Raw genomic sequence first — 19,631 nt, forward strand, 5'->3', positions numbered from 1 at the left:
TACAGCGGCCCGGTGGCGCACCGCCACCGGGCCGCTGCGCGTCGCGTCGGGCTCGCCACTCGCCCGGCGCGACGGCGGGTGCATCTGGCAGGCTGGTATTCGTGCTGACGGTGCCGGTGCGGCAGTTGGGCGAGTCGGAGCGCCGCTCGGTCGAGCGGCTCCTCGACCGCGACCCCTACGCGGGCGCGCAGGTCGCGGAGCGGGTCGCCGCCCGCGGGCTGGCCTGGTGGCGGGCGGAGGGGCGGATCCTCGGCTACGGCCCGCGCCGCCACGTCGAGTCGCTCTGCTGGCTGGGCGGCAACCTGACCCCCGTACTCGCCGACCGGCCCGCTGTCGCGGCCTTCGCCGACCTGCTCAGCGGCGAGGAGCGGATCTGCTCCTCGATCGTCGGGCGGGCGGACGCCGTCCTCGGGCTCTGGGACCGCCTCTCCGCCTCCTGGGGGCCGGCCCGGGACGTCCGCCCGAACCAGCCGCTGCTGGCCACGGACGCGCTGCCCTGCGTGTCCGTCGACCGGGAGGTACGACAGGTCCACGCCGGCGAGGTCGACGTGCTCTTCCCGGCAGCGGTGGCGATGTACACCGAGGAGGTCGGCGTGTCGCCGCTGGTCGACGACGGCGGTCGCAGCTACCGGCGACGGGTGACCGAGCTGGTCCGCGCCGGCCGGGCGTACGCCCGGTTCGTCGACGGCAAGGTGGTGTTCAAGGCCGAACTGGCCGTGGTGACCCGGCGTACCGCCCAGGTCCAGGGGGTCTGGGTCGACCCGCAGTGGCGGGGCCGGGGGATCGCCACGGCGGCGATGGCGGCCGTGGTGCGCCACGCCCTGCTACGGGTCGCGCCGACGGTGAGCCTGTACGTCAACGACTTCAACCTGCCCGCGCGTCGGGTGTACCAGCGGTGCGGTTTCCGGCCGGTCGGCACCCTCGCCACCGTGCTGTTCTGAGCCGGACCAACCATCTGCCGGTGGCGTAAATGCGTTGAGTTGTCCCGCGTCGCCGGAGAGGCTGGACGTTCCGCCACCCGGGACCGGAGGATTTCCTTCCATGCGCCTGCTCCGCGACCTGTGGGTCACCTCGCCCCGCCGGGTGACGTTCGTGGCCGTCCTGATCCTGCTGGGTGCCGCCGGCCAGTCCGCCGCCGCCGCCCTGGCCGGGCCGGTGCTGCTGCACCGTTCCGGGGGTCTCTTCGTGGTCCTGGCCGCGGCCCTGGTCGCCGCCGTGCTCGCCGACCTGGTGATCGGCCTGGTGATGGCGGGGCTGACCGCCGACTGGACGGCGGACGTGCGGCGACGGCTGTGCCGGGTCGCGTTCGGCCAGGACCTGCCGACCCTGGAGGGCACCCCGGTCGGCGAGCTGCTCGACCGGATCGACGGCGACGTCTACCAGGTCGGCGCGGAGGTGCGCCACGTCGGTGTCCGGCTGACCCAGGCGGTGGCCACCGGGGCGCTCTCCACCGTGGTCGCCCTGCTGGTCTGGTGGCCGGCCGGACTCGGCATGCTGCTGCTGACCGTCCTGCTGCTGTTCGTGCTGCGCGGCCCGACCTCGCGGATCGCCCCGGCCCGGATGGCCGAGGAGGAGGCCTGGTCCGACATGGCCGCGGTGATGGAGGAGTCCATCCACGGTCAGGACGACGTCCGGACCACCCTGGCCCGACCGTACGTGCTGCGGCTGTTCGCCCAGCGCGCGGCCCTGGTGCTGCGCAAGGGCGAGCGGGTGTGGAAACTCACCGCCCAGGTCAGCACCGCGGCCACCGTGGTCACCCGGTGCGGGATCGCCGCCGTGGTCCTGGCCGGCGGCTGGGCGCTGCTCACCGGCCGGGTCGACGGAGCCCGGCTGACCGCCATCTGGCTGCTCGTGCTGGCCTTCGGCGGCACCGTCGAGCAGGTCACCCGGATGGTGCCGCAGCTCCAGGCGGCCCTCGGCGCGTGGGCCCGGGTACAGCTGCTCGCCGACGCCCGGCAGGAGCCGGCCGGCGGTGCGCCGCCGGTCCCGGGGCGGCTGGAGATCCAGGGCCTGACCTTCCGGTACCCGACCAGCGACAGCGGACGCGGCCCGGCCCTGCGCGACGTGCACCTGACCTTCGTCCCGGGTCGCTCGTACGCGGTGGTCGGGCGGACCGGGTCGGGCAAGTCGACGCTGGCGAAGGTGCTCTCCCGTGCCGTCGACCTGCCCCCGCGGACCGTCTTCCTCGCCGGCACGGACCTGCTCGACCTGGACATCGAGCAGCTGCGCCGGTTCGTGGCCGTGGTGCCCCAGCGCACCGAGATCCTCGCCGGCACGCTGGCGGAGAACGTCGCGCTCTTCGACCCGGACCTGCTCGACGCCGCCACCCACGCCCTGCACGAGTTGGGCCTGGACGGTTGGCTCGCGGAGCTGCCCGACGGCGTGCACACCCGGCTGGGCGAGGGCGGGTACGTCCTCTCCGCCGGTCAGGAGCAGCTGGTCGCGTTCGCCCGGATCCTGGTCCGCGATCCGCACGTGGTGATCCTCGACGAGGCGACCGCCCGGTTGGACCCGGTCACCGAGGCGCGGGTGCAGCGGGCCACCGAACGTCTGCTCACCGACCGGATCGGCATCGTCATCGCGCACCGGCTCTCCTCGGTGCGGCGGTGCGACGAGGTGGTGGTGATGGCCGACGGCGCGGTGGTCGAGGCCGGTCCGCTGCACGAGTCGGAGCGCTTCGCCCGGCTGCTCGCCGCCAGCCACACCACGCACGGGGTCCTTGTCACGGCCGGGGGTGGCCCCGACGGCGGCAGCCCCGGGACGAGTCGCGAGGGCGGCGGGTCCGGCGGGGCGGCGGCACCCGCGCCCCGGTCGGCGGTGGCCGTGGCGGACCGCCCGGCACCGGCCGGGGCGCGGGTGGCGAAGGTCGAGGCGCCACCGCTGCCGGCGACGCCGCCGGCCCGGACCATCCGGGAGATCCTCCGTCTCGTCGTCAACGACGCCCGGTACGGCATGGTCGCGCTGGCGATGTTCACCGTGGTCGCGGTGCTCGGGCTGGACGGCGTGGTGTTGCCCTGGCTCTGGGCCGATCTCGTCGACGACGTCGGGAGCCTGTGGCTGCCCGCCGTGGGTATCGTCGTCGCGCTCCTGGTCACGCTGCCGGTGCCGTACCTGACCAACCTGTGGTTCCCGCAGTGGTGGGTCCGGCAGAGTCTGCGGATCAGCGCCCGGCTGGTGTACGGGCAGACCGGGCCCCGCCGGGTCAGCGGGCACACCCCGGCCGAGGTGGTCGCCCAGGGCGGCGACACCGAGCGGGTGGTCCAGCTCGCCGACAACGTGATGGACAACGCCACCAGCCTGGTGGTCGTGGTGGCGATGACCGCGGTCTCCGGCAGCGTCGTACCGGGACTGTTCTTCCTCGGCACGATGGTGGTTTCCGCGCTCGCCGCGACGCTGTTCGGGCCCCGGCTGGAACGGTCCGCGCGGGCCACCGTGGCAGCCCGGGCCGCCTTCGCCACCGCCCTGGTGTCCTCGCTGTCGGCGGCCCGTACGGTGAAGCTCGCCGGGGCCACCGCCCCGGTGCTGGGCCATCTGGCCACCCTGGACACCGTCCGCAGCGACCGGCAGCGCCGGGAGATCAAGGTGCAGGTGTGGTCCCGGTCGACCCCCTCGGTGGTCAGTGGCCTGCTGCCGATCGGTGTGTGGGCGCTCTTCCTCTCCGGCGGGCTGTCGGCGGGCGCGACCCTGGTCGCCGTCTCCACCCTCGGCGCCGCCCGCTGGTTCGCCTGGACCACCGCCTCGCTGATCGCCCAGTACCCGTCGGCCCGGGTGTGGACGCGGCGCACGGTGGCGATGACCGGTGTCGAGGCGTACTCGGCGACGGTGCCGGGGCTCGACCTGGCCGACGGCACCGCACCCGCGCCGGAGCCGGCCCCCCGGCGTCCGCTGCGGCGGCTGACCCTGACCGGGTTCTCGGCGGTGCACGAGGACGGCACGGTCGCGGTCCGCGACGTCGACCTGACCGTGGAACGCGGCCAGCTCGTGCTGGTCGTCGGGCCGGTCGGCGCGGGCAAGTCGTCGCTGCTGCGGGCGCTGGCCGGCATCGTGCACCACACCGGTGGCCTGGCCTGGAACGGGGACCCGGTCACCGAACCGGAGCTGTTCCTCCGCCCCAACCAGGTCGGCTACGTCAGCCAGCTGCCCCGGGTGCTCTCCGGGACGGTGGTCGACAACATCACGCTCGGGCACGCGGTGGACGCCGCCGGTGCGGTCTCCACCGCGCAGCTCGAACACGACCTGGCGGCGGCCGGAGCCGGGCTCGGACTGGTGATCGGGCACAAGGGCACCCGGCTCTCCGGCGGGCAGTTGCAGCGCCTCGCGTTGGCCCGTGCGCTGGCACCCCGTACCGAGCTGCTGATCGCCGACGACGTCTCCTCCGCCCTGGACGTCACCACCGAGCTGGCGCTCTGGTCGGCGCTGCGGGCCACCGGGGTGACGGTGGTCGGGTCGACGTCGAAACGGGCGGCCCTGCTCCAGGCCGACCACGTGGTGGTGCTGGTGGGCGGCCGGGTGGCCGCGCAGGGGCCCTGGCACGACCTGACCGAGCACTGGTCCCACCTGGCCGGCTGAACCGGTGCCGACCCCGTCCGCGGCGGGGTCGGCACCGTCAGAACCGGGCCGGGCCGGGGGAGCACCGGGTGAGCCGTGCCGGCCGGTACGCCAGGCGGGGTCCTTCGGCCGGTACGCCGGTCGGGGCGGGCCGGGTCAGAAGGCGCGGGCGTACGGGTCGGGCCAACCCGGGTCCGCGCCGAGCTTCGCCGCCGCCCGGCGTGGCCAGTACGGGTCGCGCAGCAGCTCCCGGCCGAGCAGCACCAGGTCGGCCTCGCCGTCAGCGACGATCCGTTCCGCCTGCTCCGGCTCGACGATCAGCCCGACCGCGCCGGTCAGCACGCCCCCGTCGCGGCGGACCTGGGCGGCGAGCGGCACCTGGTATCCCGGCCCGACCGGGATCCGCGCGTCCGGGGAGGCTCCGCCGGAGGAGCAGTCGACCAGGTCCACCCCGGCGGCGGCCAGTTCCCCGGCCAGCACCACGCTGTCGTCGACCGTCCAGCCGCCGTCGACCCAGTCGGTGGCGGAGATCCGGGCCAGGACGGGGACGTCCGCGCCGACCGCCGCGCGCACCGCGCGGGCGACCTCGACGGTGAGCCGCATCCGGTTGGCCCGGTCACCGCCGTAGCCGTCGGTGCGATGGTTGGTCAGCGGGGAGAGGAACTCGTGCAGCAGGTACCCGTGCGCGGCGTGGACCTCGACGGCAGCGAAGCCGGCGTCCACGGCCCGTGCCGCCGCCGCCCCGAACGCCTCGACCACCGCCTCGATGCCGGCGGTGTCCAGGGCCGTGGGGGTCCGGTAGCCGGGTGCGAAGGGGTCCGCGCCGGGGCCGACCGGCGTCCAGCCGCCGTCGGCGTCCGCCACCCCGCCGCGTCGTGGCGCCCAGGGCCGGTACGTGGACGCCTTGAACCCGGCGTGCGCGAGCTGGACGGCCGGCACCGAGCCCTGCCCGGCGAGGAAGGCGGTGATCGGGCGCCACGCGTCGACCTGTGCGCCGGACCAGATGCCGGTGTCGTGCGGGCTGATCCGGCCCTCCGGCAGTACGGCGGTGGCCTCGGTCAGCACCAGGCCCGCGCCACCGACGGCACGGGCCCCGAGGTGCACCCGGTGCCAGTCGTTCGGCCGCCCGTCGGCGTCGGCGCGGTACTGGCACATCGGGGCCAGTCCGACCCGGTTGGGGAGGGTCACCCCGCGTAACGGCAGGGGGGTGAAGAGGGCGCTCATGTCCGTTCCTCTCAGGGGATGGGTGGTTGCCGGGTCGGGCTGGGTGGTTGCGGTCGGGGACTGCGTGGTTGCCGGGGGGTGCGTGGTTGCAGGGTGGGGGTGGTTGCAGGGGACCCCTGCTACCCAAAAAGCGGTAGCAGGGGTCCCCTGCAACCAGCTCAGGCCGGGGCTGGCGCGAGGTCGCCGGCCGGGCGGCCGACGGCGGTCGGGCGGTCCGCCGGCGCCGGATCCGTCACGTCACGCCGGCCGGCGGAGTCGTACGCGTCCCGATCGAGGATGCCCTCCCGGGCGGCGACGACGGTCGGCACCAGTGCCTGCCCGGCCACGTTGGTGGCGGTGCGGATCATGTCCAGGATCGGGTCGATGGCGAGTAGCAGCCCCGCGCCGGCCAGCGGCAGGCCGAGCGTGCCCAGGGTCAGGGTCAGCATGACGATGGCACCGGTCAGGCCGGCGGTGGCCGCCGAGCCGACCACCGAGACGAAGGCGATCAGCAGGTAGTCGGTGACGCCGAGGTCGACGCCGAAGACCTGGGCCACGAAGATCGCGGCCAGGGCCGGGTAGATCGCCGCGCAACCGTCCATCTTGGTGGTCGCGCCGAACGGCACCGCGAAGGACGCGTACTCCCGGGGGACGCCGAGGCGTTCGACGGACCGCTGGGTCACCGGCATCGTGCCGACCGAGGAGCGGGAGACGAAGGCCAGCTGCACGGCGGGCCAGGCAGCGGCGTAGAAGCGCACCGGGTTGAGCCGGCCGGCGGCGACCAGCACGAGTGGGTAGACCACGAACAGCACGATCGCGCAACCGACGTAGACGGCCGTGGTGAACCGGGCGAGCGGGGCGAGCAGGTCCCAGCCGTACGAGGCGACCGCGTTGCCGATCAGGCCGAGCGTGCCGAGCGGGGCGAGTCGGATCACCCACCACAGGGCCTTCTGCACGATCTCCAGCAGCGCCCGGTTGACCGCCACGAACGGTTCGGCGGCCGGGCCGACCAGCAGCGCCGCCGCTCCGACGACCAGGGCGAGGAAGACGATCTGGAGGACGTTGCCCTCGACGAACGCGCCGACCGGGTTGGTCGGGACGATGCCGGTGAGGAAGTCGGTCCAGGAACCGGTCCGTTGCGGGGCGGTCGCCCCGGCGGTGTCCAGGGTGACGCCCCGGCCGGGGTTGGTGAGCAGGCCGAGGCCGATGCCGACGCCCACCGCGACCAGGGCGGTGACGCCGAACCAGAGCAGGGTCTTCAGCGCCAGCCGGGCGGCGTTGGTGACGCCGCGCAGGCTGACCACGCTGACCACGATGGCGGTGAAGACCAGGGGCGGTACGGCCAGCTTGAGCAGCTGGACGAAGAGCCCGCCGACGGTGTCGAGGGTGCTGGTCAACCAGCTCAGGTCGTTGGCGCGGGCCAGGAAGCCGAGCAGGACGCCGACGACGAGGCCGAGCAGGATCTGGAGCGAGAAGGGAAACTTGCGCAGGAAGGTGGGCATGGGACGTCCAAGGGTCTGGGGAACGGCAACGGCGTCAGGGGAGCAGCCGCGCCGGACAGACACCGCTGGCCTGCCGTCGAAGGTCGACGTACAGGCGGACGGTGAGATTCCAGACGTTGGTCATCGCCTGGCGACGATACGCCGGCCACTCTCCGCACCGAAAGGAGCCGCTCGGGTGAGGCTCCTTACATGCCCACGGTTGGGTGTGTGCAGGGGACCCCTCCTCGACAAAAAGCGGTAACAGGGGACCCCTGCTACCACCAAGGCGGGCGGCGCGGGCGGGCGGGCAGGGTGAGGAGGGCGGCCGTCGCCAGGCCCCAGCCGACGGTCTCCGCCAGTAGCAGCCGCTCCAGCACGCCGACCAGGGTGCTCCGGCCCACCACCAGCATCGCCAGCCCCACCGCGGCCGCCAGCGGCAGGGCGAGCAGCGCGCCGACGGCGGCCACCCGGCGTACCCGTGTGCCGGCGCCGGGGCACAGGACGACCGCCACCATCGCGAAGAACACGGTGGCCACCGCGGCCACGCTCGCCCCGCCGTGCACCAGATCGGCGGTGGTGGCCTGCTCGAACGGGGGCAGCGGACAGCCGTCGCTGCACGTCACCGACCCGGAGAGCAGGGTGCAGAAGCTTCCGGCGACCAGCAGTGCGGCAGCTGCCCGGGCGGTCGCCGACAGTGCCACGGCGAGCAGCAGCAGGCCGGCGGTCAGGGCGAACACCCCGGCCCGGTACGTCGGGGCGTACCCGCTGTCGGTGACGCCCGCCTCGCTGACGTACCCGGTGAGACCCGGACCGGGGCCGGCGACCACGGCGACGACGACGGCGACCGTGCCGCCGAGCACACAGGCGGTCGCGCCCCCTGCGGCGACCCGTCGGGTGAGTTCGGTCACGCCCGGACGGCCGCGTTGGGGCGGAGGGTCGGGGGTCCAGGCACGGGCCCGCCCCCGGCGGTGGTCACGGCACGGCCCATGCCGGCCAATCTAACCCGCCCCGGCGGCTCAACCGCCCCGGCGGCTCAACCGCCCCGGCGGCTCAACCGCCCCGGCGGTCGACCCGTTCCGGTGCGCCGACTGCCTCCGGCGGCCGACCACGCCGCTCCGATGGCCGATATCCTGGCCCGTGCCGCCGTGACCCGGCCGGCACCGCCCCCGCCCCTTCCCACCCCCGAAGGACATCAGCGATGAGCGTGGCATACCTGGTGGCCGGAGTCCGCACCCCGATCGGCCGGTACGCCGGCGCGCTCGCCGGGGTCCGCCCCGACGACCTCGCCGCACATGTGATCCGCGAGCTGGTCGCCCGCCACCGGACGGTGGACTGGGAGCGGGTGGACGACGTCGTCCTCGGCTGCGCCAACCAGGCCGGGGAGGACAACCGCAACGTGGCCCGGATGGCGGCGCTGCTCGGCGGTCTGCCGGAGAGCGTTCCCGGCAGCACCGTGAACCGGCTCTGCGGTTCCGGCCTGGACGCGCTGGCCACCGCCGCCCGCGCGGTGGTGGCCGGGGAGGCGGAGCTGGTGGTCGCCGGTGGGGTGGAGAGCATGAGCCGCGCGCCGTTCGTCATGCCGAAGGCGGCCACTCCGTACTCCCGTACCGCCGAGGTGTACGACACCACGATCGGCTGGCGGCTGGTCAACCCGCTGATGAAGAAGGAGTGGGGCATCGACTCGATGCCGGACACGGCGGAGAACGTCGCCACCGAGTTCGGCGTCGACCGGGCCGAGCAGGACGCCTTCGCGCTCCGCTCCCAGCAGCGCGCCGCGAAGGCGCAGGCGGACGGGCGGTTCGCCGAGGAGATCGTGCCGGTGACCGTCCCGGAGGGGCGTAGGGGCACCCGGCTGGTCGACACCGACGAGCACCCCCGGGAGACCTCCCTGGAGAAGCTCGCCGCCCTGCCCACGCCGTTCCGGGAGGGTGGGACGGTGACCGCCGGCAACTCCTCGGGCGTCAACGACGGCGCGGTGGCGCTGCTGGTGGCCGGTGAGGCGGCCGTCGCCCGGTACGGGCTGACCCCGCTGGCCCGCGTCGGCGGCGCCGCGGCGGCCGGGGTGCCGCCCCGGATCATGGGAATCGGACCGGTGCCGGCCACCCGGCGGCTGCTCGACCGGCTCGGCCTGCGGCTGACCGACGTGGACGTGATCGAGCTGAACGAGGCGTTCGCCGCGCAGTCCGTCGCGGTCCTGCGCGAGCTGGGCCTGCCCACCGACGCCGAACACGTCAACCCCAACGGCGGGGCGATCGCGCTCGGCCACCCGCTGGGCGCCAGCGGGGCGCGGCTCGCGCTGACCGCCGCGTTGGAGCTGCGGCACCGGGGCGCGCGGCGTGCCCTGGCCACCATGTGCGTCGGAGTCGGTCAGGGGATCTCGCTGATTCTGGAGTCAGCGGCCTAGAGTGGGCACACCACACGACCTGCGGGTCCGTCGGTGATCGCCCGCGTCCGTGGCCGCGGAGCCGCCGGCGACTCCGCGGCCACGGACTGGGGTGGACGATGCAGCAGCCGGACGGAACGCCCGCCGGGATCGACCTGAGCCGCCCGAGCGCGGCCCGGGTGTACGACTACTTCCTCGGTGGCGCGCACAACTTCGAGGTCGACCGGCAGCTCGCCGAGCAGATCGCCGCCATGACCCCGAACCTGCCCGCCACCATGCGGGCCGGACGGGAGTTCCTGCGCCGGGCGGTGCGGGTGCTGCTCGACGCCGGCATCGACCAGTTCCTGGACATCGGCTCCGGCATCCCGACCGTGGGCAACGTGCACGAGGTCGCGCAGGCGGCGAACCCGGCGGCCCGGGTGCTCTACGTGGACATCGACCCGGTGGCGGTGGCGCACAGCCGGGAACTGCTCGCCGGCAACGAGCGGGCCGGGGTGCTCCACGCCGACCTGCGCGAACCGGAGCGGATCCTCGCCGAGGCACGCGCCTGCGGCCTGCTCGACCTCGACCGTCCGGTGGGCATCCTCCTCGGCGGCGTGGTGCACTTCGTCCCGGACGTGGACCGCCCGGCCGAGATCCTGGCCACCCTGCGGGCCGCTGCCGCACCCGGGAGCTTCCTGGTCGTCTCGCACTCCACCTTCGAGGACCAGCCGCCGGAGATGCTGGACGCGCAGCGGCTCTCGGCGCGTACCGACACCGAGATCACCCTGCGGTCGCGGGCCGCGGTCGCCGCGTTCCTCGGCGACTGGACGGTCCTCGACCCGGGCGTGGTGCACATGCCGCTCTGGCGGCCGGATTCGCCCTCCGACGTGGACGAGCACCCGGAGCGGTTCGGTGCGTTCGGCGCCGTCGCCCGGTACGACCGTACCGCCGGCTAGGCGACGGTGAGCGGCTCCGCCGGGGAACCGGACGAGGAGGGGCTGCACCACCCCGGAGCCCGGCGGTACGCCGCCGACTGGGCGCGGGCGGTGCGCCGGCTGGGGTTCGTGCCGCTGAGCGCGGCCGAGACCGAGCGACTGCTGCTGGTCCACACGGTACGGCTGGCCGGCGCGCTCCGCGCCGCCGTCTTCACCTCCCAGCCGGCCGAGGACGTCGGGCGGGCGCTGGTCGAGGCACACCTGACCGAACCCCGGGCGCTCGACTGGTCGGTACGTGCCCTCGGTACCCGGTTCCTCGCCCAGGTCCTTCCCGAGCAGCGCGACGCTTCCGAGCAGCATGAGGCTCCCGAGCAGCGCGACGTTCCGGACGCCGCCGGTCGGGTCGCCGCCCTCCAGGGCGCGCTCGCCGCCGGGTTCGCCCGGGCGCTGCGCGACCGGACCTTCACCCAGCAGGAGCGGATCGCCCGGTCCGCGTGGCAGGCCCGGGACGACGTGGAGCAGGCGCTACGGGACAGCGAGGCCCGGTTCCGGGCGGTGTTCACCGGCGCGGCGATCGGGATCGGTATCGCCGGCACCGACGGGCGGATCATCGACGTCAATCAGTCCTTCGCGGACATGCTCGGCTACACCCCGGCGGAACTGCGCGAGACCAACGTGGCCGCGCTCTTCCACGTCGACGACGCGGCCGGGATGTGGGAGCTGTACCAGGATCTGATCGCGGGCCGGCACGACTCGGTCCGGATGGAGAAGCGCTACCACCGTAAGGACGGCAGCGTCGTCTGGACCGACCTGGCCGTCTCCCTGATCCGGTACGACGACGGTCGGCCGAGGTTCACCGTGGCGATGATCGAGGACATCACCGACCGGCACGAACTCCAGCAGCGGCTGCGCTTCCAGGCCCTGCACGACCCGCTGACCGGTCTGCCCAACCGGACGCTGTTCTTCGAGACCCTGGGGGGCCTCTTCGCCCAGGCCACCCCGGAGCACCGGGTGGGGGTCTGCTTCCTCGACCTGGACGGCTTCAAGGCGATCAACGACAGCCTCGGCCACGACCTCGGTGACCGGCTGCTGGTGGTGATCGGCGAGCGGTTGGCGAGCTGCGTCGCCGAGCACGGGCACCTGGTCGCCCGGATGGGCGGGGACGAGTTCGTCATCCTGGTCGACGGCGGCGACGGGCTCGACCGCGCGATCGGGGTCGCGGAGAGCGCCCTGGCCGCCGTGGCCGCCCCGGTGCACGTCGCCGGGCAGCAGCTCGCCGTCTCGGCGAGCGTCGGCATCGTCGACTGCGCGGTCGGGGAGACCAGTGTCTCGGAGCTGATGAAGGCCGCCGACACCACGCTCTACTGGGCCAAGGCGGAGGGGCGGGGCCGGTGGGCGGTCTACGACCCCGAGCGCGGCGCCCGGGACATCGCCCGCTCCGCGCTGGTCGCGGGCCTCCCGGCGGCGCTGGAGCGGGGCGAGTTCGTGGTCCACTACCAGCCGATCGTCTCGCTGCTCGACTCGACCATGGTGGCGGTCGAGGCGCTCGTCCGCTGGCAGCACCCGGAACTGGGTCTGCTCGGGCCGGACGCCTTCATCGGCCTGGCCGAGGAGACCGGTCTGATCGTGCAGCTCGGTCGCTGGGTGCTCGACCGGGCCTGCCGGGACGCCCGTGGCTGGCTGACCGAGTTCCCCGACGCCCGGTTGGTGGTGAGCGTCAACCTCGCCGCCCGGCAGGCCGACGACCCGGCGATCGTGGCCACCGTCGCGGAGGTGCTCTCCCGCAGCGGCCTCCCCGCCGACCTGCTCCAGTTGGAGCTGACCGAGAGCGCGGTGATGGGGACGGCGGGTGAGCCGCTGAGGTCCCTGCACCGCCTCTCCGACCTCGGCGTACGACTCGCCATCGACGACTTCGGCACCGGTTACTCGAACCTGGCGTACCTGCGGAGGCTGCCGATCCACTCCCTGAAGCTGGCCGGGCCGTTCGTGGAGGGGATCCGCGCCGACGGTCCGGACTCGCCCGCCGGACACCGGGACGGGCGGATCGTCGACGCGCTGGTGCGGCTGGCGCACGCGGTGGAGCTCTGGGTCACCGCCGAGGCGGTGGAGACGGCGGCGCAGGCCGAACTGCTCCGCGCGCTGCGTTGTGACACCGGGCAGGGAAGGTTCTTCGGTCCACCCGCGCCGGCCGACGAGATCACCGCCCGACTGCGCGGCGAACGGTGACGTGACCCACATCCGGGAGGCGGCGGCGCGGGGCGGTTGTCGGGTACGGCGGATCGCCGTACCGGTGAGAGAGAGGTGACCGACGCCCCGCGCCGCCGCGGTGCCGGGTTCCGAGTGCCCGGCGGTGGCCCGGATCGGGCCTGGTCACGACGTCAAGGATGCGCCCGGTGTCAATGGGCCGGCAAGGCAATTAGGCGCGTCGGAGGCAGGCGTCCCGACCGGCGGGCACGGGGCACCGGGAACGACGCGGCGGTGCGAGGATGGCTGGTATGGGCAAGGTGTATCCGGAGATCGACGGGCGGCTGCGCACCTTCATCGAGGCGCAGCCGGTCTTCTTCGTGGCGACCGCCCCCACCTCGGTCGACGGGCACATCAACCTGTCGCCGAAGGGCATGCGGGGCACCTTCGTGGTCCTCGGCCCGCACCGGGTGGCGTACCTCGACTATCACGGCAGCGGCGCGGAGACCATCGCCCACCTGCGGGACAACGGCCGGATCACGCTGATGTTCTGTGCCTTCGCCGGCCCGCCGAAGGTCGTCCGGTTGCACGGGCGGGGCGACACGGTCGCCGTGGGCACGCCTGACTTCGCCGCCCGGCTCGCCGGCTTTCCCGACCCGCCCGACCTGCACGCCGTCCGGGCGGTCGTCACCGTCGAGGTCGACCGGGTCTCCGACTCGTGCGGGTTCTCGGTGCCGCTGATGGAGTACCAGGGCGACCGGGACATGCTCCTCGCCAACCACTCCCGGCGGACGACCGAGGACCTGGTGGTCTACCGGGCGACGAAGAACGCCGCGAGCATCGACGGCCTGCCGGTCTTCTGACCTGCCGTCTCTCCTTCCGTCGACGGTCCGTCGGCCGGTGGTGTGCCGGTGGGCCGACCCCGGCGTACCCGTCCGGGCCGACCTGACGATCCGGGCGTCGACCGGGGTCGTCAGGATGAGGCACGGGTAACCAGCGTTGCGTGGACGGCATGCGTTACGTTGCTGTTCCGCTTGGGTACAACTCGGAGCACGGGCGGGCGAATATCCAAGGGGCGCGCCGGACATGGCCGGAGCGGGAGGCAGCATGAGCTCGGCCCAGGGGGGCGTGGACGAGCGTGGCCTGTGCGGGGGCACCACCGGGGGTGGACTGCCCCCGCAGTTGGTGGCCGCCTTCGCGGCCGGTGGCGAGATGGGCGCACGGATTCGTGACCTTGACTGGACCGACAGTCCGGTCGGCCGCCCGGAGCAGTGGCCCACGGCGTTGGCCAACGCGGTCGCCATGATGCTCACTTCCAAGGCCCAGATCGTGATGTTCTGGGGTGCCGACCACCGGGCCTTCTACAACGACGCCTACCTGCCGACCATCGGCACCAAGCACCCGCACGCCCTCGGCCGGCCCGCTCGGGACCACTGGACGGAGACCTGGGCCGACCTCGCACCGCTGCTGGACGGCGTTCGCCGCACCGGTGAGTCCTACCGGGCCGAGGACCGGCCCTTCCTGCTGCACCGGCACGGCTTCCTGGAAGAGGTCTACTTCGACGTCTCCTACGACCCGATCCGCGTCGACGACGGATCGATCGACGGGGTGTACTGCATCGTCAACGAGACCACGGGCCGGGTGCTCGGTGAACGCCGCCTGCGTGCCCTGGCCGACCTCGGCACCCGGCTCGCCGAGGTGGGGAACGGTGCCGAGTTGGGGCGGGCCACGGCCGAGGTGCTCGACGCGCACCACGAGGACCTCCCCGTCGGTCTGCTCTACCTGACCGACGCGTCCGGCCAGGTGACCCTGGCCGGGTGCAGCGGGGTCGACCCCGACCGGGTGACGTCCCCCACGGCGCTGCCCGAGGCGGTCCGCCAGGCGGTCGCCGGTGCCGACGCCCGGTCGGTCGACCTCACCGACCTGGTCGACCCGGCGCCACCCGGGAGCGCACCGAGAGCGCTGGCGTTTCCCGTGCTCGCCGCCAACGAGACCGTCGGGGCTCTCGTCCTCGGCACCGCCGAACGGTTCCCGCTGACCACCGAGTACCGCACCTTCCTCGACCTCGTCGCGGCCCAGGTCTCCCGCGCCGTGGCCCGGCAGCGGGCGTACGAGCAGGAGCGGGTTCGCGCCGCCGAACTGGCCGCGCTCAACCGGGCGAAGACCAACTTCTTCGCCAACGTCAGCCACGAGTTCCGCACCCCGCTGACCCTGGTGCTCGGGCCGCTGGAGGACCTGCTCGCCGACCCGGACCTGCCGGTGGACCACATCGAGCGGTTCACCGTGATGCACCGCAACGCGCTGCGCCTGCTCAAGCTGGTCAACACCGTCCTGGACTTCTCCCGGCTGGAGTCCGGCCGGCTCGCCGCCGACTACCGCCCCACCGACCTGGCCGACTACACCTCCCGGCTGGCCAGCACCTTCCGCTCCGCCGTCGAGCGGGCCGGGCTGCGGCTGACCGTGGACTGCCCGCCGCTGCCCGCACCGGTCTTCGTCGACCGGGACATGTGGGAGAAGATCGTGTTCAACCTGCTCTCCAACGCGGTGAAGTTCACCTTCGACGGGGAGATCCGGGTCCGCGTCCTCGCGGTGCCGGGCGGTGCGCGGCTGGAGGTGACCGACACCGGCGTCGGCATCGCCGACGACGAACGTGCGCACGTCTTCGAGCGGTTCCACCGGGTGCCCGGGGTGCGCTCGCGTACCCACGAGGGGACGGGGATCGGCCTGGCGCTGGTCCGTGAGCTGGTGGAGATGCACGGCGGCGAGATCGGCGTCACCAGTCGGGTGGGTGAGGGGAGCACCTTCACCATCACCGTTCCGTTCGGCTCCGCGCACCTGCCGGCCGACCGGGTCATCGACCGACCCGCCCCGCTGCCCGACTCCCAGCAGGCCCGGCTGTACGTCTCCGAGGCCGCCTTCTGGTCCGCCGGGCCGGCACCGGCGTACGGAACGGACGAACCGGCCGGTCCCCGGGCGGGCCGCATCCTGGTCGTCGACGACAACGTCGACCTGCGGGAACATGTCACCCGGCTGCTCGCCCCCTCCTGGGAGGTCGTCGCGGTCGAGGACGGCGTCGCCGCCCTGGACGCGATCGAGAACACCTCGTTCGACCTGGTGCTGGCCGACGTGATGATGCCGAGACTCGACGGGTTCGGCCTGGTCACCGCGTTACGGGCCGATCCGCGTACCCGGTACGTGCCGATCGTGCTGCTCTCCGCCCGGGCCGGCTCGGTCGAGGCGGTCGCCGGGCTCTCCGTCGGCGCCGACGACTACCTGACCAAGCCCTTCTCCGGGCAGGAGCTGATCGCCCGGGTCCGGGCCAACGTCGAACTCGGGCAGCTGCGCGGGCAGATCATCCGGCGGCTGCGCGCCCTCGCCGACGCGGCGGTGGCGATCAACACCGCCCGTTCCACCGCCGACGTGGTCTCGGTCGCCGCCGCGCACGCGCTCAGCCTGGTCGACGCGGTACGGGCGGTGGTCACCGCCGGGGACGCCCGCTCCGAGGCGCACGGTGCCGGCGACGCGTCCGGTGACCCGTCGGTCGTCCTGCCGTTGGCCGGTACCACCGGCGGACCCCTCGGCGAACTGCGGATCTGGCAGTCGGCCGGAGCCCGCGTCGACGCCGAGCAGGCCGCGCTGACCGAACTGGCCCGGCTGATCGGCGTGCGGTTGGAGAACGCCCGGCTCTACGAGGCCGAGCACCGCATCGCCACCACCCTCCAGCACAGCCTGCTGCCCCGCTCCCTGCCGCAGCGGCCCGACGCGGTGGTGGCTAGCCGCTACCTGCCCGGTAGCGGTGATGTCGAGGTCGGTGGCGACTGGTACGACGTGATCGAGGTCGACGACGAACTGGCGCTGGTCATCGGGGACGTGGTGGGCAAGGGTGTGCAGGCCGCCGCGGCGATGGGACAGCTCCGTAACGCGCTGCGCGCGTACCTGCTGGAGGGCTTCGACCCGGGCGAGTCGCTGACCCGGCTCAACCGGCTGGTCGGCTCCGTCGAGCGGCGCTCGTTCGCCACTGTCGTCTGTCTCTGCTTCAATCCCCGAACCGGGCGGTTGCGGTACGCCAGCGCAGGCCATCCGTCCCCGCTCCTGATCCGAGGAGGCGACGTGGCGTTCCTGCACGACCGCGCCCTGGGCCCGCCGGTCGGTGCCATTCCCGACACGTCGTACCGGACCGAGACGGACACGCTGGAGGCGGGCGGCCGGCTGCTGCTCTACACCGACGGCCTGATCGAGGACCGGACCCTCGGCATCGACGTCGGACTGGGCCAGCTCAGGTCGGACGTGGCGGGCTTCAGCGGGCACGTCGCCGACCTGGTGGACTCCGTCGTCGAGCGGGTCGTCGACTGTCCACGCCGGGACGACGTGGCGGTGCTCGCGTTGGAGGCGACCGAGCGGGACCGCTTCGCGCTGCGGCTGCCCGCCGACCCGACCCGGCTGAGCGTGCTGCGCAAGCGGGTGGAGGACTTCCTCGTCGCCCACGACGTCGGCGAGACGGATCTGTTCGACCTGACCGTGGCGGTCTCCGAGGCGGCGGCGAACGCGATCGAGCATCCGGTGGCTCCGGCCGAACCGGTGATCGACGTGGAGGTGACCATCGAGGAGCGGACGGTGGTGGTCACCGTCCGGGACAGCGGCCAGTGGCGGGAGTCGTCCGGGTCGACGTTCCGGGGCCGGGGGCTCTCCCTGATCCGCGCGCTCGGCGACCTCTCGGTCAGCCGTACCGCGACCGGCACGGAGCTGACCCTGCGTCGTCGGCTGGCGGGCCGCCGCGGGGAGCCGGAGCGGTCGGGTCGCGGCGAGGCCGCCTGAACGGCCGGCCGCGGCGAGGCCGCCTGAACGGCCGGTCGTGGCGTGGGCCGGTCAGCTCGGGTCGAACCAGTCCTGACCGGCGAGGCCGCCTGAACGGCCGGTCGTGGCGTGGGCCGGTCAGCTCGGGTCGAACCAGTCCTGACTTGCGAGACCGGAGATCTCCAGCACCCGGCGCACCTGGCGGGACGGCAGCACGGCCAGCGTGCCCGGGAACCGCTCGGCGACCCGGACGACGGCGTGGATGGCGGCGGAGTCGAAGAAGGTGACCGCCCGCAGGTCCAGGGTCAGCCGTCGGGCCGGTTCCCGGAGCGCGGTCTGGAGCATGGTGTCGGCGGTCGCCATGTCGACCTCACCGGTCACCACGACCCGGAGGTGGTCACCGTCGACCTGCACACTGGCAGCGAAGACGGGAGCGCTTCCCCCTTGATCCACGCCTGACACCATGGCACAGCACCCCGGTGGGGGCAACAGCCGCCCCGGGCCGCCCGCTGCGTGCCGACCCCGGCCGGGGCGGCGATAGGCTTGACGGATGACCGTCCGAGCGCCGTTGATCCCAGGCACGCTCTCTCCGTGGCGACCGGTGCCGTCGCACATCCGCCGCCCGGAGTACGTGGGCAAGAAGCGTCCGCAGCAGTGGACCGGCTCCCATGTGCAGAACCCGGAGACCATCGAGCGGATGCGCGTCGCGGGGCGGATCGCCGCGCAGGCGGTGCAGCTCGCCGGTGAGCACTGCAAGCCCGGCGTGACCACCGACGAGATCGACCGGGTGGTCCACGAGTTCCTGGTCGACCAGGGTGCCTACCCGTCGACGCTGGGCTACCGGGGCTTCCCCAAGTCCTGTTGCACCAGCCTCAACGAGGTGATCTGTCACGGGATCCCGGACTCCACCGTGCTGCACGACGGCGACATCGTCAACGTCGACGTCACCGCGTACATCGGCGGGGTCCACGGGGACACCAACGCCACGTTCGGTGTCGGCGAGGTCAGGGAGGAAGCCCGGCTGCTGGTCGAGCGGACGCACGAGGCGATGATGCGGGGCATCCGCGCGGTCGCGCCCGGCCGTCAGATCAACGTCATCGGCCGGGTCATCGAGTCGTACGCCAAGCGGTTCGGTTACGGCGTCGTGCGCGACTTCACCGGCCACGGCATCGGGGAGGCCTTCCACAGCGGCCTGTACGTGCCGCACTACGACAGTCCGCGTCCCACCGACGTGATGGAGCCGGGGATGACCTTCACCATCGAGCCGATGATCACTCTCGGCACCCACCAGTACGACATGTGGGACGACGGTTGGACCGTGGTCACCAAGGACCGGAAGTGGACGGCCCAGTTCGAGCACACCGTGGTGGTCACCGAGAGCGGCCACGAGATCCTGACACTGCCGTGACCGACACACCTGCGGCGCTGCGGGAGGGGCACCACGCGGACGTCTCCGGCGGCTGGCTGCGTCCGGCGGTCTTCGGCGCGATGGACGGCCTGGTCACCAACATCGCCCTGATCGCGGGCGTGGGCGGCGGTGGGGTCTCGCCCCGGGCCGTCGTGCTCACCGGCACCGCCGGGCTGGTCGCCGGGGCGATCTCCATGGGGCTCGGCGAGTACACCAGCGTCCGCTCGGCCAACGAGCAGATCGCCGCCGAGGTCGCCAAGGAACGCCGGGAGCTGGAGCGGCACCCCGAGGCGGAGGCCCGGGAACTGGCCGACGCCTGGGCCGCCCGCGGCCTCCCGTACGACCTGGCCCGGGAGGTCGCCGAGGCGGTCCGCCGCAACCCGGAGGAGGCGTTGCGGGTGCACGTCCGGGAGGAGTTGGGCGTCGACCCGGACGAGCAGCCCAGCCCGTGGACGGCGGCCTTCTCGTCGTTCGTGTTCTTCTCGATCGGGGCGCTGGTGCCGCTGCTGACCTACCTGGTCGGGTTCACCAGTCTCTGGCTGGCTCTCGCGGTGGGTGGGGCCGGGCTCTTCGCCGCCGGGGCGATCGTCGCCCGGTTCACCAACCGGCCCTGGTGGACCAGCGGGCTGCGGCAGCTTCTCCTCGGCGCGGCGGCGGCCGCCGCGACGTACCTGATCGGGGCGCTGATCGGCGTCCAGGGCGGGATCGGCTGA

General features: G+C 73.6%; 13 protein-coding genes. 9 read left to right on the top strand and 4 right to left on the bottom strand.

Annotation, left to right across the window (positions count from 1 at the left end; genetic code table 11):
* The first annotated feature begins 101 nt into the window (after positions 1-101).
* Both IGA62_RS20100 and IGA62_RS20105 read left to right on the top strand, forming a co-directional pair.
* Entirely contained in the window at positions 102-941 is an 840-nt protein-coding gene (locus IGA62_RS20100; protein WP_145819341.1) for a GNAT family N-acetyltransferase, read from the top strand.
* A gap of 100 nt (positions 942-1,041) precedes the next feature.
* Positions 1,042-4,569, top strand: coding sequence for an ATP-binding cassette domain-containing protein (locus IGA62_RS20105; protein WP_145819340.1), 3,528 nt, complete (start codon positions 1,042-1,044; stop codon positions 4,567-4,569).
* 135 nt (positions 4,570-4,704) lie between these two features.
* On the opposite strand, the gene IGA62_RS20110 is transcribed toward IGA62_RS20105, so the two are convergent.
* The 3 genes from IGA62_RS20110 to IGA62_RS20120 all read right to left on the bottom strand — a co-directional run bounded on the left by IGA62_RS20110 (position 4,705) and on the right by IGA62_RS20120 (position 8,140).
* Positions 4,705-5,772, bottom strand: a complete 1,068-nt coding sequence (locus IGA62_RS20110; RefSeq protein ID WP_145819339.1) for an NADH:flavin oxidoreductase/NADH oxidase — start codon at positions 5,770-5,772, stop codon at positions 4,705-4,707.
* A gap of 158 nt (positions 5,773-5,930) precedes the next feature.
* Positions 5,931-7,241, bottom strand: a complete 1,311-nt coding sequence (locus IGA62_RS20115) for a dicarboxylate/amino acid:cation symporter (RefSeq protein WP_186500319.1) — start codon at positions 7,239-7,241, stop codon at positions 5,931-5,933.
* 266 nt (positions 7,242-7,507) lie between these two features.
* Complete coding sequence (locus IGA62_RS20120; RefSeq protein WP_145819337.1) at positions 7,508-8,140, bottom strand: DUF998 domain-containing protein; 633 nt, start codon at positions 8,138-8,140, stop codon at positions 7,508-7,510.
* Between the two features lie 290 nt (positions 8,141-8,430).
* Between IGA62_RS20120 and pcaF the strand changes: the two genes are divergently transcribed.
* The 5 genes from pcaF (at position 8,431) to IGA62_RS20145 (ending at position 17,531) form a co-directional block, all read left to right on the top strand.
* Positions 8,431-9,636, top strand: a complete 1,206-nt coding sequence (gene pcaF, locus IGA62_RS20125; protein WP_145819336.1) for a 3-oxoadipyl-CoA thiolase — start codon at positions 8,431-8,433, stop codon at positions 9,634-9,636.
* A 98-nt stretch (positions 9,637-9,734) separates the two neighbouring features.
* Complete coding sequence (locus IGA62_RS20130) at positions 9,735-10,553, top strand: SAM-dependent methyltransferase (protein ID WP_145819335.1); 819 nt, start codon at positions 9,735-9,737, stop codon at positions 10,551-10,553.
* Positions 10,554-10,559: 6 nt separating this feature from the next.
* Positions 10,560-12,758 (top strand): putative bifunctional diguanylate cyclase/phosphodiesterase, encoded by a 2,199-nt coding sequence (locus tag IGA62_RS20135; protein WP_145819334.1) that lies wholly within the window; start codon positions 10,560-10,562, stop codon positions 12,756-12,758.
* Positions 12,759-13,027: 269 nt separating this feature from the next.
* A complete protein-coding gene (locus IGA62_RS20140; RefSeq protein ID WP_145819333.1) occupies positions 13,028-13,579 on the top strand; it encodes a pyridoxamine 5'-phosphate oxidase family protein in 552 nt (183 codons plus the stop codon).
* Between the two features lie 244 nt (positions 13,580-13,823).
* The gene (locus IGA62_RS20145) at positions 13,824-17,531 is read left to right on the top strand and encodes a SpoIIE family protein phosphatase (RefSeq protein WP_377464238.1); all 3,708 of its coding nucleotides are present in this window, start codon (positions 13,824-13,826) and stop codon (positions 17,529-17,531) included.
* A 117-nt stretch (positions 17,532-17,648) separates the two neighbouring features.
* On the opposite strand, the gene IGA62_RS20150 is transcribed toward IGA62_RS20145, so the two are convergent.
* A complete protein-coding gene (locus tag IGA62_RS20150; protein WP_232624718.1) occupies positions 17,649-17,963 on the bottom strand; it encodes an STAS domain-containing protein in 315 nt (104 codons plus the stop codon).
* A 97-nt stretch (positions 17,964-18,060) separates the two neighbouring features.
* On the opposite strand from IGA62_RS20150, the gene map reads away from it, so the two are divergent.
* Complete coding sequence (gene map / locus IGA62_RS20155; RefSeq protein WP_145819331.1) at positions 18,061-18,918, top strand: type I methionyl aminopeptidase; 858 nt, start codon at positions 18,061-18,063, stop codon at positions 18,916-18,918.
* Complete coding sequence (locus tag IGA62_RS20160) at positions 18,915-19,631, top strand: VIT1/CCC1 transporter family protein (protein WP_145819330.1); 717 nt, start codon at positions 18,915-18,917, stop codon at positions 19,629-19,631. The genes map and IGA62_RS20160 overlap by 4 nt, the downstream gene beginning before the upstream one ends.

Origin of the sequence: Micromonospora sagamiensis, from assembly GCF_014680085.1 — a bacterium.
Classification (GTDB): domain Bacteria; phylum Actinomycetota; class Actinomycetes; order Mycobacteriales; family Micromonosporaceae; genus Micromonospora; species Micromonospora inyonensis.